General features: G+C 37.8%; 17 protein-coding genes. 10 read left to right on the forward strand and 7 right to left on the reverse strand.

Translation table 11 applies throughout. The annotated features are described in order from the left end of the window. Window positions 1-89: 89 nt before the first annotated feature. The 3 genes from AAGF08_RS04260 to AAGF08_RS04270 form a co-directional block, all read right to left on the reverse strand. The gene (locus AAGF08_RS04260; RefSeq protein WP_343509796.1) at window positions 90-1,322 is read right to left on the reverse strand and encodes a metallophosphoesterase; all 1,233 of its coding nucleotides are present in this window, start codon (window positions 1,320-1,322) and stop codon (window positions 90-92) included. A 514-nt stretch (window positions 1,323-1,836) separates the two neighbouring features. After that, complete coding sequence (locus AAGF08_RS04265; RefSeq protein WP_343509797.1) at window positions 1,837-2,451, reverse strand: hypothetical protein; 615 nt, start codon at window positions 2,449-2,451, stop codon at window positions 1,837-1,839. Next, entirely contained in the window at window positions 2,435-2,587 is a 153-nt protein-coding gene (locus tag AAGF08_RS04270; RefSeq protein WP_343509798.1) for a DUF6090 family protein, read from the reverse strand. The genes AAGF08_RS04265 and AAGF08_RS04270 overlap by 17 nt, the downstream gene beginning before the upstream one ends. Before the next feature lie 428 nt (window positions 2,588-3,015). On the opposite strand from AAGF08_RS04270, the gene AAGF08_RS04275 reads away from it, so the two are divergent. Both AAGF08_RS04275 and AAGF08_RS04280 read left to right on the forward strand, forming a co-directional pair. Beyond that, entirely contained in the window at window positions 3,016-4,401 is a 1,386-nt protein-coding gene (locus tag AAGF08_RS04275; RefSeq protein ID WP_343509800.1) for a hypothetical protein, read from the forward strand. 644 nt (window positions 4,402-5,045) lie between these two features. Beyond that, window positions 5,046-6,362 (forward strand): pyridoxal phosphate-dependent aminotransferase, encoded by a 1,317-nt coding sequence (locus AAGF08_RS04280; RefSeq protein ID WP_343509801.1) that lies wholly within the window; start codon window positions 5,046-5,048, stop codon window positions 6,360-6,362. A 360-nt stretch (window positions 6,363-6,722) separates the two neighbouring features. On the opposite strand, the gene AAGF08_RS04285 is transcribed toward AAGF08_RS04280, so the two are convergent. Continuing rightward, window positions 6,723-7,655, reverse strand: a complete 933-nt coding sequence (locus AAGF08_RS04285) for a zinc dependent phospholipase C family protein (RefSeq protein ID WP_343509802.1) — start codon at window positions 7,653-7,655, stop codon at window positions 6,723-6,725. Between the two features lie 210 nt (window positions 7,656-7,865). Here AAGF08_RS04285 and rpsT point away from each other — a divergent pair, with 210 nt between their 5' ends. The 8 genes from rpsT to AAGF08_RS04325 all read left to right on the forward strand — a co-directional run bounded on the left by rpsT (window position 7,866) and on the right by AAGF08_RS04325 (window position 15,208). Further along, window positions 7,866-8,120, forward strand: a complete 255-nt coding sequence (gene rpsT / locus AAGF08_RS04290) for a 30S ribosomal protein S20 (RefSeq protein ID WP_296700357.1) — start codon at window positions 7,866-7,868, stop codon at window positions 8,118-8,120. A 97-nt stretch (window positions 8,121-8,217) separates the two neighbouring features. Further along, complete coding sequence (radC, locus tag AAGF08_RS04295; protein ID WP_343509803.1) at window positions 8,218-8,913, forward strand: DNA repair protein RadC; 696 nt, start codon at window positions 8,218-8,220, stop codon at window positions 8,911-8,913. A 107-nt stretch (window positions 8,914-9,020) separates the two neighbouring features. Continuing rightward, window positions 9,021-9,638: a DUF1684 domain-containing protein gene (locus AAGF08_RS04300; RefSeq protein WP_343509804.1), complete on the forward strand. Its 618-nt coding sequence runs from the start codon at window positions 9,021-9,023 to the stop codon at window positions 9,636-9,638. A gap of 118 nt (window positions 9,639-9,756) precedes the next feature. Then, on the forward strand, window positions 9,757-12,171 hold the full coding sequence (gene pheT / locus AAGF08_RS04305) for a phenylalanine--tRNA ligase subunit beta (protein ID WP_343509805.1): 2,415 nt from the start codon (window positions 9,757-9,759) through the stop codon (window positions 12,169-12,171). A 3-nt stretch (window positions 12,172-12,174) separates the two neighbouring features. Beyond that, on the forward strand, window positions 12,175-12,459 hold the full coding sequence (locus AAGF08_RS04310; RefSeq protein WP_343509806.1) for a hypothetical protein: 285 nt from the start codon (window positions 12,175-12,177) through the stop codon (window positions 12,457-12,459). Between the two features lies 1 nt (window position 12,460). Then, complete coding sequence (locus AAGF08_RS04315; RefSeq protein ID WP_343509807.1) at window positions 12,461-12,745, forward strand: cell division protein ZapA; 285 nt, start codon at window positions 12,461-12,463, stop codon at window positions 12,743-12,745. A 70-nt stretch (window positions 12,746-12,815) separates the two neighbouring features. Continuing rightward, window positions 12,816-14,381 carry a ribonuclease Y gene (rny, locus tag AAGF08_RS04320; RefSeq protein ID WP_343509808.1) on the forward strand — a complete coding sequence of 522 codons (1,566 nt, stop codon included), beginning with the start codon at window positions 12,816-12,818 and terminating at the stop codon, window positions 14,379-14,381. Window positions 14,382-14,446: 65 nt separating this feature from the next. After that, a complete protein-coding gene (locus AAGF08_RS04325) occupies window positions 14,447-15,208 on the forward strand; it encodes a zinc-dependent peptidase (RefSeq protein WP_343509810.1) in 762 nt (253 codons plus the stop codon). On the opposite strand, the gene AAGF08_RS04330 is transcribed toward AAGF08_RS04325, so the two are convergent. The 3 genes from AAGF08_RS04330 to kduI all read right to left on the reverse strand — a co-directional run bounded on the left by AAGF08_RS04330 (window position 15,192) and on the right by kduI (window position 18,554). Further along, entirely contained in the window at window positions 15,192-16,595 is a 1,404-nt protein-coding gene (locus AAGF08_RS04330) for a tagaturonate reductase (protein WP_343509811.1), read from the reverse strand. The genes AAGF08_RS04325 and AAGF08_RS04330 overlap by 17 nt on opposite strands. A gap of 100 nt (window positions 16,596-16,695) precedes the next feature. Further along, complete coding sequence (locus AAGF08_RS04335; RefSeq protein ID WP_343510192.1) at window positions 16,696-17,712, reverse strand: LacI family DNA-binding transcriptional regulator; 1,017 nt, start codon at window positions 17,710-17,712, stop codon at window positions 16,696-16,698. A gap of 2 nt (window positions 17,713-17,714) precedes the next feature. Further along, complete coding sequence (gene kduI / locus AAGF08_RS04340; RefSeq protein WP_343509813.1) at window positions 17,715-18,554, reverse strand: 5-dehydro-4-deoxy-D-glucuronate isomerase; 840 nt, start codon at window positions 18,552-18,554, stop codon at window positions 17,715-17,717. Between the last annotated feature and the right edge of the window lie 135 nt (window positions 18,555-18,689).

An 18,689-nucleotide genomic window follows, 5' to 3' on the forward strand; every position in this document is an offset into this window, starting at 1 on the left:
GGGGAATACGCTGAGTGGTTGCCTTGCTGTTTTAACTTTAATGGTGCTCGTTAAAGCTGGAGTTACGTTTGGTGAATGGGATTAAGGAATTAGGCTATCTTCCTCTTCAACTTCAGCACCGTAATCTCAGGCCAAATCCCTACTCGACCTGGAAAAGCCAAGAAACCAAAGCCTCGGTTCACATGGAGGTAGCGGCCTAGTTCCTCGTACAATCCGGCCCATTTCGGGTAGCGGAAGGACGCAGGACTCCATTTGATAAAACCCGGGATTTCTATTCCAAACTGCATTCCATGCGTATGGCCACTGAGGGTAAGATGAATAAATTGAGAGAATTTTTTTACTTCCTCATCAAAATGAGAAGGATCATGACTCATCAGAATTTTAAAACTTTGATCACTGAGGTTTGCTGCAGCTTTGTTTAAGTCTCCGTATTGCCCAAATCCCTTTCCCCAGTTCTCCACTCCAATCAAGTCGATGCGTGCGCCGGCTTTTTCAAGCTTCACGTTCTCGTTCCGCAAAAGGCGGAAACCTAATTCTTCCTGAATCTCATATAGACGCTGCATATTCGCATCTTTGGCTTTCTTGCTAGGCCAAGACATATAGTCCCCATAGTCGTGATTTCCTAAAATGGAATATTTGCCCATGGGAGCTTTGAGCTTTTTAAAAGTCTCGATCCAAGGCTCCATTTCTTTTGAATGGTTGTTAACCAAATCCCCTGTAAATAGAATAATATCGGATTCCTGTTTGTTGATTAAATCCACCCCGTATTCCAGTTTCTTTTTGTCGTCAAAACTGCCTGAATGTATATCTGAAATTTGAGTGATGGTAAAGCCGTCAAAAGCCTCTGGTAAGTCATCAAACTCTAGGGTATGATTTACTACGCGGTACCGGTATTTGCCAATTAACACTCCATGTAGGATCCCTAAAAAAGGAATGGCGGAAAGCACTAATGCGGTTTGACTTATAAATTTTCTACGATCGGGCAAAAAATCGCCTTCAGAGTTTCCAGAAACAGATTGGAAAATCCCTGTTAAAAATCGGAATATATCTTCACCAAACATCAAACTCAGGATGATTAGCTTCGGAATTAAAGAAAGTACCAAAAGGGAAACAAACCTTCCAAAGTTTAAACTGACATCACCCCGGGTGAAGGTCAGAAAAACATAGCCTGCAAAGAGGTATATGGAGACTGAAAAGACCCAATAACCAATTTTAATCCAGATTTGATTTGAAAAAAGAGTTTTAAAAGCTTGGTAGGAATACCAGTCGATAAAGAAAACAAAAAGGAGGAAGATTAGAATACGAATTAGGATTGCAATCACTAGCTAAGGAAGTTATTTAAGAGAGGAATTTCATAAAGATTGGCAAATCGCTTTTCTTCTATAAAGGATTACTAAACTAAAACTTGTACGGATTAAAACAGTTCAATGGTTTTAAAAAATGCAAGTATTTGTGAATCATGGTAATGTGGAAGTGATGAAATGTAGGGGATCTCGAAATAATGACTAAAGAATTAAAAGTTCGAGGTCCGAAAAAAAATTGTGATTTTTCGGATTTATGGTTTTGATAGGCAGAACGGTTTTGTACAATTAGTTGCAGACACTGCCGTAGGGAACAGTCCGCTTGACTCACTTGCTCTTCGAGATTTGCAATCTCGAAGCTGTATCCAAAGATTTACAATCTTAATAATCAAACTAGTCTCGATTCTTTTAAGTTAATTTCTCAATTACCCGGATTTGATATCCTATGATCTAGGTTCTTGATTGCAAATCCTGAACAGCAGAGGAACGATGAATGTCCCGAAGGATATGGACTATACCCGTAGTTGTGCTTTCGTTATTTTGTTAATTCAGTCTCAATTAAATTCAAGACCTCTTCTTGAAAAATGTTTAATTCTTGAGCCGCATCGAGTATATCTCTAGCATTGATTATTCTATTGGACAAAATACTCTCAAAACCTAAATCCGATAATAAATCATCTTTTGAATATTCAAATTTACTGTTCCCTGTACTTGCATTTCCGAAATATCTAAGTGTTCTCCTGAACGGATATTTAGTTTTAATATAAGGTAATACTTGTTCAAAAACGTCATTTTCGGTCCATTTATAAGTTGTGTAATAGGTGTTAATGAGACTATTCCAAGATGAGAGTTTAGAACTTAATTCATTATTTTTTATCAATGAAATTTTACCAGAATTTACTAACGAATTAATAACACCGTCTTTTGGTGTAAATTGAGGTAGCCAACCTATTCCGAACATAAGAGAGTCTAATTTTTGATCATCTAACTTTTTTGGTTTTGGAGAAATCTCTTCATTTAATTCGGCCAATAATTCTAAAACTTTTTTATGCCTTTTTAATTCGGAAGAAAGTATCTCTTTATTTTCCGTAAACTTTCTTTTCAATGCTATTAGAATAACCTCTTCTTCTTTATTATTTTCTGCTTTCATTCCAATTGTTAATCTGTAAGGCAATCAAAATTCCGATAACCACTAAGACGATTTCTCCAATAGCATACTTAACGTATTTTGACGTGTTGTTTTCACTCATGAGATTATATCTAATTTTTCTAAAGAATTTTATCATTGGTTATTGGTTGGTTTCGATAACTTTCGGGATGAAGCACAACACTTGCATATTCGCAATTGCGAATATATTTCTTATTACAGTAGAGTTAATGGTAACTCTAACTAATTGAAAAACAGTTTTTTATTAATTTTTTTTCGACAACAACCGACAACAAATGTTATTATCGGGGATTTATGATTCCTTTAATATTCAGAACAATTTAACCAGTTTCTCCAAAATCTGAAGATTCAGGAAAAAGAACTACGTTATAAGTTCCTATACCCAGTACAGAAATGCCATGAAGGTTAATTGTGTGGTAAAGTACCTGTCGTAACAAAATACTATCTTAGTGTCTTAATTTAAACTCAAAATTATCTATCCATCTCATGTGTCTTTTTTCAACTACATTCCCATCCCCCTCTGTTTATCTATTAATTCTGTTTCTAATGCTTGGATTTCAGAATCCAGTTATAGCACAAGATAATTCCAACCGAACATGGCTGGCAGGAGATCATCATATTCATTCCAGATATAGTGTAGGCTGGAATCGTGAAGTGGATCCTCCTAGCCCTATTATAGGAGGTGATGCCATTTATCCAACTCCCATGAATGCCTTAATGGCTAAGTATTATGGACTTTCGTGGATGGTAACCACCGATCATGGCGGCCCCAATCACAGTAAAGTAAATCTTGAAATGGCTTATCCTGAATTGTTGTATTCCAGAAAAGTTGTTTCAGAAGTGATTCAGTTTTATGGGATGGAATTCGATACTCCCGGAGCCGATCACTCCAGTTTAATTGTCCCGCATACGCATGATGAATCTACCCAATTACACAGCATAGAATCTCAATTCAGTAAAAGAGAACCTTACCCATCTGATTCAACTTGGGATACCGAACCAAGAATGCTTGAAGCATTGGCATTCATGAATAAAATGGCCACAAAACCGGTGGTTATTGCTAATCACCCTTCCCGATCTGCATCAGATTTGGGTGTGTATGGAAGAGATGATCCTGCCGAATTTCGGGACTGGAATGATACAGCCCCTGACATTGCCGTTGGTATGGCAGGAGCACCTGGTCACCAAGCTGCTACCTTAAATCCCGACAGTACTTTTCGTGAAAGTTCCCGGGGAGGATATGGACAATTCCCTACTATGGGAGGTTTTGATCAGATGACTGCTAAACTGGGCGGTTTTTGGGATTCAATGTTGGGCGAAGGTCGTCGGTGGTGGATAACCGCAAACTCCGACTCACATGTTAACTGGAGGGAAGGTGGTAGCGATTTCTGGCCGGGCGAATATTCCAAAACCTATGTTTTCGCTCAAAAAAATCATGATGATATTATAGATGGCATTCGAAATGGACGTGTTTTTGTAACTCTGGGAGATTTAATCTCAGAGCTTTATCTTAGTGTAGAAGGAGGCCATCATACTGCTGATATCGGAGGTGCAATTCATATTGCCCAGGGGGAAGATGTAACTGTTACCATACGCTTTAAAGACCCTGATACCCTGAATTCATGGGGAAAAAACCCTGAGGTTACCCGTGTTGATTTGATAATGGGAGAAGTAACAGGGCCGGTTACCGATCGAAATGACGATAGCAATCCTACTACACAGGTTATTGCACGTTTTACCGAGTCTGACTGGATAGTCAATGGTGAATATAGGGAAATAAGATACACGATTTCGGAGCTGGGTAATGAAAGTTATATCCGTATCAGAGGTACCAATAGTAATGAATTGGAACCTCAAGAAGATGAAGAAGGCGAAAGTCCGTGGGATGAATTATGGTTCTATTCTAATCCTATATTTATTGATATAGAATGATTGGCACAGATTATATAATTTTGCAGAAAAGATTTAAGTAGCAAGTACATGCTCGTTGATATATTTCCCTCCAACGGATCTCTATTCTGTTGAAGGTAGGGCCAAAACACCCATGCTAAAAAAATTAAATGGGTTGTACTCAGAAGTTCACAAGTGTTGCAAAACCTTTGGACTGAACTGTAGAGCAGTGCCCGATCTTGGGTAAAAAAATCTCTTAACTAATTTCAAGGGCTTGTCCTATTCGGAATATTAATGGTATGCCAGATCATATTCATGCTTAATTTTTACTCAACCCCCAGAAATCAATTTCCGATTAATCAAGCAAACCAAAAGATGTAGCTCCCATTATGTGAATCAGCAGAATCATCTTCAAAAGAATTAGGCTCCAGAGAAATAGTAAGAATTATTAAAAAAAATGGTCCTGATTAATGAATCCGAAATGGCTAAAGCCATTCTTAGGATAATAGGAATTTTACATTAACCCTCGGGTTAAAATTCGAGGCTATGTTTTTGCTATCCAAATCCATAGCCCATATTTTCAACCATGGGTTAATGGTCATGTAATCTTGAAGTTTGATCCGAAGATTTAAAACCTTTTTTGTTTCTTTACACCCGAATTAGTTGAAATTCAGCCTAGCAAACCTATGAGACAGTTACTCCTAAGACCCGGAGCAGAAGAGTTGACCTATGAGATTCGAGGAATCGTAAAGAAAGCTCGTCAAGTTGAAGCATTGGGATATTCTATGACTTGGGAAAATATCGGTGATCCAATCCAAAAGAGCAATCATGTTCCAGATTGGATGAAACAGATTATTGCCGATTTATTAAAAGAAGACAAAACATACGGCTATGCCGATTCCAAAGGAGTTTTGGAAACCCGTAGATTTCTTGCGGACCTGAATAATGAAAAGGGAGGGACTCAAATCAGTGCTGAGGATATTTTGTTTTTTAATGGTCTTGGGGATGCTATTGCAAAGCTGTACCAGTTTTTAATTCCAACTGCTAGGATTATTGGCCCATCACCAGCTTACTCAACTCACAGTTCTGCTGAGGCGGCACATGCAAATGCAGCTCCTATCACCTATAAACTTGATCCGGATAATCAATGGCTTCCGGATATGGACGATCTGTATTTAAAAGTAAAATATAATCCATCGATTGTAGGCATCCTGATTATCAATCCGGATAATCCAACTGGGATGGTTTATCCAAAGGAAGTTTTGGAGGGCTTTGTAAAGATTGCCGAAGAGTTTAATCTGCTTTTGATTACAGATGAGATCTATCAGAATATTACCTATAACGGTATCACTGCTGTTCCACTTGCAGAAGTAATAGGTAATAGACCCGCGATTTCTTTGAAAGGAATATCAAAGGAATTCCCATGGCCAGGAGCACGCTGTGGCTGGATGGAATTCTACAATCGGGAATCATCCAAAGAATTCTCGAAGCTATGTCAGACTTTGGAGAATGCTAAGATGATAGAAGTTTGTTCTACCATTTTACCGCAGTTAGCCATCCCAAAAATCATGAGACATCCTGCCTATTTCAAATACCGGGAAGAAGCCAATAAACAGATTGGAAAACGAAGTGATTGGATGCGTGAGATATTGGGGGGTATTCCTGGGATCAAGTTCAATCCCACCCAAGGGGCATTCTACAATACAATTGTTTTTGAGGAAGGAGTCCTATCTAAGCGTCAATCTTTACCTATTGAAGATGAAAAATTGCAAAGCTTATTGGATTCTTGGTTAGAAGAAAAGGAAATGCCTCTGGACAAGCGATTTGTTTATAATTTATTGGCGGCAGAGCAGATATGCGTTGTACCTATTTCTTCTTTCTGTTCTGATTTAAGAGGATTTCGCGTGACACTTCTGGAAGAAAATGAGGAAGTCTTTAAGAATACATTTAGGAGATTGGGGAAGGCTATTGAGAGGTATTTGAAATCGGAAGTCGTTGTTTAGTAGGCCGTTGCAGTATTCAATCCAGCTATAGAAAGCACCATTTTTTTCGAGATTGCCACGGTCTTACCTCCCTCGCAATGACGTTCTAAAACTGACTAGCTAACCTCAGTAGACTTGCTTCTTCCTGTCTAACTGGCCTTCCGTCACTGCGAGCGAAGCGCGGCAGTCCAGTTAAAGTACGTACCAATTTTATTGAGATTACAACCGTCATACCTCCCTCGCTTTGACGTTTCAATACTGACCACTTACCTCTGGATTTCAAGTTTAATGACTTCCAAAGCGAATACTTTTGTTCTTTGCTTGAGGTCTTTACCCATGATGGTGTACTTTTTTAGCTTTCATAATTTAGAATTCTGACTTTCAATGTTCTCTAACTTTTATCCTTCTATCAGGTACAATATCTTCCTCAGGAAGCATATTAGCGATGGTTGGTAAATCAGGTTGTCCGGCATTTACCCAGGCTGTAAACCAAAAATCTGCAATCATCTTGATCGAGTTTTTCATTTGGCGTTCTATTTGATGATCCAGAGCTTGTGCAAAAGCTTCTGAAAATTCTTTAGAATAAACCCGAACCGTCAAGCTGCTCCTCTCTTCAAAGCTATATTTCTGATCTTGGGAAAATTCATTTGTTAAAATCTTTTCAAAAGTCAGTACCGAATCAACTTGAGCATGAGCACCCTTTACAGCATCCCAAATCGCGCTTTGAGGTTTCTCTATATATTCTGCCTTTCCAACCCAAAGTTGATAGTCTGCAGCTTGAAGCTCAGGGATTCTACTTTCCCAAAAACCATGAATTCCTTCCTGTCCAGTTAGTTGACCGTTGTAATTTTTGGTCGTATGCAAGGGTACATTCAGATCAGCTAGATAATGACCTAGATCTGCAGATAGTTTTAAAATTGCATCTGTGTTTTTTTCTTCGAAAGCTTTTGTCAGATTCTGAAAGGTTAAATAGGCAGACCAAGGCCCAATTCCCCTTGATCTTAGGCTGTCTTCAGAAAATTTTTCTACTGCATCAAACCAAAATTCAGGAAGTTTTTCCGACCAATTTTCTCCGTATTCATCCAGGTCGATGTAATGTTTTTCAGCCTCTCCTTTTACAGCGTATCTTCTACGATCAGGATTGGTAGCTTTCTCTGTAATAAATTGAATATGAGGCTTGTAAAATCCAATGAGTTCAGGTGGCAAGGAGTAAACAGCAAGGCGGTTTATTAAAGAATGTGCGTAAAAGCCCCAATTTTCTGATGGATAAAAATAAAATATTTGAGAAATCACAAGAATAAATCTTAAAACCATAACTAAAAATGTTAATATTTTTCACTGTGAAATCTTAGGAAAAAGCCTATCTTTGGGCCTGATTAGTTGAAAAAGTACAATTTTACAGTTTTGGTAAGCATGCCTTTTTCGGAGTAATCTTAGAAATTAATTGGCAGTGTGAATTATTTCCAATAAATTTGCACTCCAATTCGGAATAGGGGAACGTAAAGATTTATTTAATAACAAGATATGGCAAATCACAAATCAGCACTTAAAAGAATTCGTGCAAACGAAGCAAAGCGTTTGAGAAACAGATACCAAGCCAAAACAACCAGAACTTTCATCAAAAGATTGAAAGCTACTACTGATAAAGTTGAAGCAACTGAGCTTTACAAAAAAGTAGTTTCTATGTTGGATAAATTGGCGAAGAAGAATGTGATTCACAAAAACAACGCTAATAACAAGAAATCAAGATTGGCCAAATTTGTTAGTGCCCTTGGTTAATCCTTAAAGATTTAATCTTTATTTAAAACCCTGCTTGTCAGGGTTTTTTTATTACTGTTAAGTTAGTATTATTAGTTGAACTTTTTTATCCGTTATCATGGAAAATAATTATTCAATTAAAATTTCTCAACTGGCAGAAGAAGATAGGCCTAGAGAAAAGCTCTTGCTAAAAGGGAAGTCCGCATTAACCGATGCAGAGTTGATTGCTATTCTGATTCGTTCAGGTACTCCCTCCATGAGTGCGGTAGATCTATCAAGACACATTCTTTCTTCGGTAAATCATGACCTATATTCTTTGGCAAGACTAAATATTCAGGATCTCAAAAAATTTAAAGGTATCGGTGAAGCAAAGGCCATATCAATCATTGCAGCACTTGAGTTGGGTAGGAGGAGGAAGGATTCCGAGCCAATCCTTAAACCTAAAATCACCTGTTCCCAGCATATTTACGAGTTGATGAAACCTGAGCTGCAGGATGAACAAATTGAATATTTCTATTTAATCCTTTTAAGCAGATCCAATCAGGTATTGAAGAAGCATATGATTTCTCAGGGAGGCACAGCTGGAACAGTCGTAGATACCAAATTGGTGTTTAAAGCGGCCTTGGAACACCTTGCTCAATCCATGATTTTGGTTCATAATCACCCAAGTGGCAACCTGAAACCCTCCGAACAAGACAAAAGATTGACTGAAAGATTGGTCAAAGTGGGAAGAGAATTGGATTTACCTGTGCTTGATCATGTTATTTTTACAGATGTTGGCTACTTTAGCTTCGCTGATGAAGGAATGATCTAATCGAATGAGATCGATCGAAACTTAGCCTGACACAGAGGAATGATTTTAGCGAGTGGGAGATTTCTACCGATAGCTGAGAAGAACGATTGAAAGACAGATTTAAACACATGAAACCAAAAAATATTTTAACACTATTTGTAGTGGCTGTAGTAATAGCGGCTGTTGCTTATACATTGACCGGGACTGAAAGCCCCGAAGCATATATTGAAAAAATCGAATCAGAAAGAGAAAGACAGTTTAAATACATTCGTTTCAATATCGATTCTCCCTTATCCGAGGAGCAAAAGCAAAACTTCAAAACCCTAAATTTTTATCCCATTGATCCTGCATACAAAGTTAAAGCTTTGATGGTACCGGTGGAAAATAGAAAGGTGAGAGAAGTTCCTTTAACGGATGGCTCAAAAGAGCGGTATATTGAACATTCATGGGCAGAATTTGAGCTAGGGGGAAAACCTCAAAGACTTTTATTGATGCAGTCGATGGATGAACCTGATAAAAGAAATTTCTTTCTGGCTTTCGCTGATGAAACCAGTGGTTTAGATACTTATGGAGGAGGGAGATATATCAATGCAAGACAAGATGGGAAAACCAGTATCACATTAGATTTTAATCTGGCCTATAATCCGTATTGTGCCTATAACCCCGATTATGCATGCCCGATTCCACCAAAAGAGAACATCATGGATATTCCGATTCCAGTTGGGGAGAAAAATTACGATAAATAGCCTTTTAGCCTAAAGCAATTCTCTTAAATTTGTACCTTATTCTAATCAATTTGGGGTTTTCGAACCCTTTTTGTTTATCTAGTCGAATCTCAGATTCAATAGCAACAGGAAAATATTCATGAAAATTTCAATAAATAGACTCAAGGCTCATCTGAACTTAACAGAAAGTCCGGATGAGATTGCCGCTTTACTTACAAGATCCGGATTGGAAGTGGAAGGAATAGAGGATTTTGAGTCCATTAAAGGGGCATTGGAAGGAGTGGTAATCGGTGAAGTGCTGACTTGCGAAAAGCATCCTGATGCAGATAAGTTAAGTTTGACAACAGTGGATATTGGAGAAGAATACCCTGCCCAGATTGTCTGTGGAGCCCCAAATGTAGCTAAAGGCCAGAAAGTATTGGTTGCTAAAGTTGGAGCTACAATTTATCCTACTTCAGGAGATCCACTGACTTTGAGAAAAGCAAAAATCAGAGGTCAGGTTTCAGAGGGAATGATTTGCGCTGAGGACGAATTAGGCTTAGGTACAAGCCATGCAGGTATTTTGGTTTTGGATACGGATCTCCCAAATGGTACTCCAGCTTCTGAATACATAGAAATCTCTCAAGATCAAGTGTTAGAAATCGGTTTAACCCCGAATAGAGCTGATGCAGCATCTCATTTGGGAGTAGCAAGAGATTTGAAGGCTTTACTGGGAAGAAAAATCCATATGCCTGCCGAAAATGAATTGTCCGTTGAAGCTTCTGGCCCTTCTATTTCCGTGGAGGTTGAAGATTCAATTGACTGTCCTCGGTATGCGGGAGTGGTAGTTACAGATTTAAAAATAGCTCCATCTCCACAGTGGCTTCAAAATTTCCTAAAATCTCTTGATCTTGAACCGATCAACAATGTGGTGGATATCACCAATTTCATTTTACATGATCTAGGTCAGCCGTTGCATGCTTTTGATGCGGATAAGATTTCGGAAGGTAAAATAATTGTTGGAAAACTTCCTAGGGACACTAAGTTCATCACACTGGATGAGAAAGAGCGAAAGCTTTCTGGTGAAGAATTGATGATCAAAGATCCAAAAGGAGGGCTTTGTATTGCGGGTATATTCGGAGGACAAGGTTCAGGAGTTTCTGACGAAACCACTTCAATTTTCCTTGAATCTGCCTATTTCTCCCCTGATGTTATTCGTAGGGGAAGCCAATTTCATGGATTAAAAACGGATGCTTCATTCCGATTTGAAAGAGGGATAGATCCAAATATGCCGGTTTATGCTTTGAAGCAAGCAGTGAAATTACTTCAGGAGATAGCAGGAGGTAAAGTTGCTTCTGAAATTGTGGACCTATACCCAAATCCTATTCAAGACTTTGTAATTGATGTGGAATACGGTCATGTGAATCGACTGATTGGGAAAAAGATTGAGCCTTCTGAGGTAAAGTCTATTCTTGAAAGTTTAGAGATCCAGGTTAAAAATGAAACTGAAGTTGGTTTCACGGCTATCGCAAAACCTTATCGTGTAGACGTGACTCGTGAGGCTGATATCATTGAAGAGATCTTAAGAATCCATGGTTTCCATCAGGTGTTGCTGTCAGAAAATCTTAAAACAGATTACCTTGCAGAGCATCCAGTAAAAGACCTGAACAAACTTCAATATCGGATGACGGAAATACTTTCTGCTCAAGGATATTTTGAGATCATCACAAACAGCTTGACGAAGCCGGGCTATGCTGAGAAATCAGGACACTTAGATGCATCCAAAAGTGTAGAGATTTATAACAAGCTGAGCGAAGACTTGGGTGTGATGCGTCAAACTTTGTTGTTTACCGGGTTGGAAGTTTTAGCCAGAAATATCAACCGAAGACAAACTGATTTAAAAACCTTCGAATTTGGAACAGTCTATCACAAAACTGAAGAAGGTTATAAAGAGGGTAGAAGATTGGCGATATTTCTTTCAGGAAATAGAACATCCGAAAGTTGGTTAGAACCTGCTAGGCCATTCACTTTTGCAGATCTTTATTCTACAGTAGAAAAGGTACTAGAAAAGCTAAACATAAATGTTGGTGATATCAACATGGTCGAAACAGCCCCTTTTGTTTATGGGTTGAAATTAATGTTGGGGCAAAAAGAGATCGGGACGATAGGATTATTGGATGATAAAATCCTGAAGCTAGCAGAAGTAAGGCAAGAAGTATTCTTCGCAGAATTGGATTGGAACTTATTATGCAAAAAGGCAAGTGGGCTTAATCGCTATCAGGAAATCTCCAAATTCCCTGAAGTTAGACGGGATTTATCCTTAGTCATTGATAAATCTGTAAGCTTCGATCAGGTAAAATCTGTAGGAATTAAGTTTGGAGGAAAATTATTAAGGCGAATTGGCGTTTTTGATGTGTATCAAGGAGACAAGATTGATGCAGGTAAAAAGGCTTATGCTTTAAGTTTTCACTTACAAGATCAGGAAAATACCTTGACTGATAAGGTAATTGACAAAACTATGAGTAAATTGATTCAAGCCTTTGAAAAAGAAGTTGGTGCACTGATCCGTACTTAGAAAATGATCCACGACGAACTGCATAAATTGGAAAAACTGGTCCACCAAGCCAGTAAGAAATTACTTCATCTGACTGAAGAAAATGATCAATTGAAGTCAAGATTGACAGAAATGGAAGGTGAATTAGGTAAAAAAGAGCAGGAAATCGAACATTTTAAAAATAAGATTAAAATTAGTAACATTGTGGATAACCGACCGGAGAATTCTGGAGATTCCGCCGAAATGAGTGAATTAATCAATAATTATATACAAGAAATCGACCATTTAATCACCTACTTATCCGAGTGATATGGAGACACTTGCCATAAAAGTAAAAATAGGGGATAGAGAGTATCCCATGCGCGTCAAAATTGAGGATGAAGCCAAGATTAGGCATGCAGGCAAGTTGATAAATGAAAAATTGAGAAGGTATAAAGAGGAGTTTGGATTGGACGATAATCAGGATTTGCTAGCAATGGTTGCTTTTGACTGTATGGTAGAGTCATTGGAGACCAACGAAGTAAATGCAGAAGATAGTGAACATATCAATAATAGTTTAGCCCAATTAAACTCATTACTTTCCAAAGCCTTGTAATTATTTCTTACCCACTTATTTCAGGAACTTTAAGCTTCTCCGTAGGTCAATTACATTTATAAAATAACCTATGGGAGAGATGATATACATAATCCTGGCCGCCCTGGTGGGGATTGGCGTTGGAGCCGCAATAGCGGGTTTGTTGATTAAGAATAAAAACCAGAAACTCGAAGAAGAGACAAAAGAGCGGATCAAATCCATGCTCAGAGAGGCAGAAATCAATGCCGAATCCATTAAAAAAGACAGAATCCTAGAAGCTAAGGAAAAGTATTTAAAGCTAAAATCTGATTTTGATGTGGAGATGAGTAATAAGAAAAATATTATCATCACCAATGAAAACAAAGTCAAACAAAGAGAGCAACAGGTTTCTAAAGAGCTTGAACAAGTAAAAAGGAAAGAGGCGGAACTAGATAGTAAAAAGGAGGTTTTAAGCGCTCAGCTACATGCTGTTCAGGTCAAAAAAGAAGAACTCGAGAAAGTAACAAATCAGCGAATTGCAGATTTGGAAAAGGTAGCAGCATTAACTCGAGAAGAGGCAAGAGATCAACTGGTCAAAATGCTTACTGAGGAGGCACAGACGAGGGCTTCTTCCCAGATCAAAGATATTCTGGATGAAGCGAAACTTACAGCTACCAAGCAAGCAAAAAAGATTGTATTAGATACTATCCAGAGAACTGCCACTGAGCATGCCGTTGAGAATTGTGTTTCTGTATTCAATATAGAAAGTGACGATATCAAGGGTAAAATCATTGGTAGGGAAGGAAGAAATATCCGAGCATTGGAAGCAGCGACAGGCGTTGAAATTGTAGTAGATGATACACCCGAAGCGATTATTATTTCTGGTTTTGACCCGGTTCGCAGAGAGATTGCCAAATTATCACTTCATCGATTGGTTCAGGATGGCAGAATCCATCCAGCCAGGATTGAGGAGGTAGTTGCCAAAACTGAGAAAAATATAGAAGAAGAAATCGTTGAAATAGGCGAAAGAACTTGTATCGATTTAGGTATTCATGGTCTTCATCCGGAATTGATCCGAATGGTCGGAAGAATGAGATTCAGATCTTCTTATGGGCAAAACCTTCTTCAACACTCAAGAGAAGTTGCCAAGCTATCCGCTACGATGGCAGCAGAAATGGGCTTAAATGCGAAGATGGCTAAGCGTGCAGGCTTGCTTCATGATATTGGAAAAGTTTGGCCGGAAGAGCAAGAACTTCCTCACGCAGTATTAGGGATGGAACTTGCCAAGCGATATAAAGAACATCCGGAAATTTGTAATGCTATCGGAGCTCACCATGATGAAATCGAGATGACTTCCATGATCTCCCCAATAGTCCAAGCTTCAGATGCTATTTCAGGTGCTAGACCGGGAGCAAGAAGAGAAGTGATGGATAGCTATATAAAGCGATTGAAAGAGCTCGAAGAGCTTGCTTTAAGTTTTGATGGAGTGAATAAATGTTTTGCGATGCAAGCAGGTAGAGAGTTACGCGTGCTAGTGGATGCAGATAATGTTGATGATTCTACAGCTGGCAAACTATCATTCGATATTTCTCAGAAAATCGAAAAGGAAATGCAATATCCAGGTCAGATTAAAATAACTGTGATACGTGAAATGAGAGCAGTTAATTATGCGAGATAAAATTTATTGTGAATAATTAAATTGGCAGTTACTTTTAGGTTTCTGCCATTTTTTTTGAGTCGAAAATGATCTACAGTTTTAGGAGTGCCATATGGGTTTTAGAAGAACTTAGGTTTAAAGTTTTCAAACGAAAACTTGAAAAATCTGATTTAGAGATTCTGGAAAATAAATTTTCCTATTTTAGCAGGCTTTCCAACAAACATAAAAGAGAGTTTTGTGAGAAGCTTGAAATGATTCTTACTACGAAGGAGTTTATCGGAAGAGGGGGAATTCGTCTTGTGAGCCAGGAAATGGAAATTCTGATAGGAGCTACTATTGTCATGGTAACTTTTGGATGGAAAAAAATAAGACTTCCCCATTTCAAAAAAATTCTTGTTTATCCAAATGCTTATTACAGCACAATTTCAAAGACTTATCATAGGGGAGAAGTTAATCCAAAACTTGGGATCATTGTAGTTTCCTGGAACTGTTTTTTGGAAGGGATTTCGGATGATCATGATGGGGTGAACTTGGGTATCCATGAGATTGCCCATGCGCTTCAATTAGAAAACCTGATAAAAAGTAATGCTGAAAGCAATTTCCTAGATCCCGTTTCATTCAAGGAATATAGTTTACTTGCTAAACAAGAACTTGAAAAACTCATTTCAAACCAGCCTTCTTTTTTTAGAAAGGCTGGAGGAATTAATGAACACGAGTTTTTTGCGGTGGCCCTAGAGAATTTTTTTGAAAGACCACTTGAGTTTTTTAATTATAATCCACCATTGTATGCTACGATTGTTCGTCTGTTAAGGCAGGATCCACGTGTTTGGGTTAAAGGGCAAGAATGATTTTTGCCTCATCAACAACTTGTTTAGAAAGTCCGCCCATTTTACTCAAGTCCATACCCCAGTATTCATCGGTTGAAAGCAGCTTATGAACCGTTTCATCTACCGTTTTTAATTGCCAAGCGTCTTTAAAGTTTTGTAAAATTTTAGGATCATCTTTCAATGGAATGCTTTCTCCTTTGAATTCTCCTTTATAGAAGACTAATAAAGCCGCTAATGATTTTACCAAAAGCGGAGGCCACTCCTTCTTTTTTTGTTTGTATTCGAGTAAAGAAGGCAGGACTCTTACTTTAAATTTTGAAATAGAATTCAAAGCGATTGAAATCAGCTCGTGATGAATAAATGGGTTGGCAAATCGTTCTAGCACATCATTTGCAAACTGGACGAGTTCTTCCTCTGGCATATCGAGCGAGGGAATGATTTCATGGAAGATCACTTCTCTCATAAATTTTCCTATTTTCTTATCCTCTACCGCTTCCCTTACAGTTCTTATGCCTAATAAATAGCCATATGGTACCATAGATGTATGCCCACCATTTAAAATTCTAACTTTTCTAGTTCGAAAGGGACTAAGGTCTTTGACAAATTTCACATCCAAGCCGGCTAAATGCAATGGAAACTCTTCTTTGACTAGATCAGGGCCTTCAATCACCCAAAGATGAAAGGGCTCAGCCATGACCGCAAGCTTATCTTCAAAACCTATTTTTTTCTGGATATCTTCAATGGAATCTTTTGGGAATCCCGGGACAATTTGATCGACCAGCGTATTACAAAAAATGCATGAAGAATAGAGCCACTCAGTAAATGAATTCGGGAGTTTCCAGAGTGTTGCATATCGATCAATACAGTCCTTTAGGCTACCTCCATTATTTTCTATCAATTCACAAGGAATAAAAATCAAACCTTTTGAAGGATCACCTTTGAAATATTGAAATCTTCGGTATAGTAATGCGGCTACTTTTGCAGGAAAGGAATCCGGAAGCCTACTGGGGTCTATATCGGTTGGATCAAACTGAATACCCGATTCAGTGGTGTTTGAAATGATAAATCTTAAATCAGGATTTTCACCAAGCTGAAGGTAGGATGGATAATCTTCATTTGGATTGCTGATACCGGAAATTGAAGTGATCAGTTTTGCCTCGTCAATTCTTTTCCCATCTTTCAAACCCCGTATCAAAACATGGAAAAGACAATCTTGCTGAATCATTTTTGGATCAGCGATTTGGGAGTGAACCTGAACTACCTGAATATTACCATCGAAAACACCTTGATCATTTGCTTGCTCTATCATATAATCAGTAAAACCCCGAAGGAAATTCCCATTTCCAAACTGGAGGATTTTTACGGGCCTTTCTTTTTTTTGGACTTCTGATTTTGATAGTGATTTCATGTGAATTTTTGATTTAGTGATTGAGGAATAATTTGCCTTAGGATAATTAGCGTTTATTCTGGTTTTCTGAATCAAATTCGATAATTTATTAATCCTAATTCTATTGAGAAGATCCCCTAATTATTAATTCAGGTTTTAAAATCGTTTTTTTAGTCATAGGATTAGAATTTTCATCATTAATTAATTCGAAAAATGTCTCCGCAGTAATCTTTCCCATTGGAATACTTTTTTGATCTACGGTGGTAATCGTTGGGTCAGTAAAAGAAGTAAATGGCTCATTCCCGAAACCTACTAATTTAACTTGTTGTGGTATTTTAAAACCATGCTCTTTAAGTACTTGCATGGCTCCCATGATGGAATAATCTGAAGAGGAGAAAACTGCATCAAATGTGATCCCTTCGCTGATTACCCTTTCCATCATTTCTCTCCCGTCCTCTAATTGCATATTACTATACAAAATAAGCTCTGGATCTATTTTTATACCATTGTCTCTGAGCGCATCTTCATATCCTCTTTTTCTTTCCTTGTAGATGTTTATCCGTTGTGAACTAGAGAAATGAACAATTCTACGTGCTCCATTTTCAATCAAATGGGAAACTGCTTGATATGCTCCTAAATAATCATCAATTATTACCTGACTTACTTCTAGTTTATTTGAAACGCGATCAAAAAGAACCAATGGAATTCCTTTGTTTATGATTTTTCTAAAATGCTCAATGTTTTCGGTACTTTTTCCTATTGAAGCTATAATCCCATCTACTTGAGCATTCAATAATGTCTCAACGTTTTGAACTTCCTTTTCAAATTCATCATAGGATTGAGAAATGACAATCCTATAGTTGAGCGTGGTAGCTATTTCTTCAATTCCCCTGATAACAGATGAGAAAAAATTCCTATTTGCTGTGGGTACGATTACACCAATCAATCTACTTTTACCGCTTCTCAGTGCCGAAGCGATATGATTTGGCTGGTAGTTTAATTGTTTGGCAACCTTTAAAACCTTTTTCTTGGTTGCGGCAGAAATCCTTGGATTGTCATTTAATGCTCTGGAAACTGTGCTAGCAGTCACGTTTAACTTCCCTGCAATGTCATGAATGGTGGTTTTTCCTTTCTTCATCTTCATTTTAAATCTGAAGGTTTTACCGTATCCATGTCACTGTAATCAAGGTTTTCTCCAGCCATTCCCCAAATGAAAGAATAATTGGATGTGCCTGAACCGCTATGAATTGACCAAACAGGTGAGATGACTGCTTGGTGATTTTTTATCCAAATATGTCTCGTTTCCTCAGCTTGACCCATGAAATGAGAAACTACATTTTCCTCTTTCAGGTCAAAATAAAAATAAGCTTCCATTCGTCTGTCATGGGTGTGAGCCGGCATCGTATTCCATACTGAGCCTGGCTTTAATTCAGTCATTCCCATTTGAAGTTGACAGGTTTTCACAACCGAATTCACCAAAAGTTTATAAATAGTCCGATGATTCGAGTTTTCTAATGAGCCCAACGTGACTACTTCAGAATCATCTCTGCTTATTTTTTTAGTGGGATAGGTTTTGTGAGCAGGAGCAGAATTGAAATAAATAAAAGTTTTTCCTGTTTTGGATGGGTGAAAAACAACTTTTCTTATTCCTCTTCCAATATATAATGCTTCCTTTTGTGCCAGTTCTATGATTTCTCCATCAACCTCTATGCTGGTGTTTGAACCAACATTAATGACCCCTAATTCTCTTCGATCCAAAAAGTTATCAGATTTAAGCTGATCAACAGAGTTAAGTTCAAGAGGAGAATTGACTGGATGAACCCCGCCAACTATAAGTCTGTCTTCCATCGAATATACCCCACTGATTTTATCAGGAATGAATAAATCCTCGATTAAAAATTTTTCACGGATTTCGGAAGTTTGATATTTTTTGAAGTCTTCTGGATGTGATGAATATCTGGTCTTTATTAAAATAGACATTTAAAATCTGTGTAATCGTTTGCACAAGATATATAAAAAATCATTTTTTGTAGATAATTTTGGCTTTAAGCTGATTAAAATCACATTACTTTTAATTGATTAAAAATGATTTTTAAATTAAACGTGACTTTAAGT

Source organism: Algoriphagus sp. SE2 (assembly GCF_039563885.1).
Lineage (GTDB): Bacteria > Bacteroidota > Bacteroidia > Cytophagales > Cyclobacteriaceae > Algoriphagus.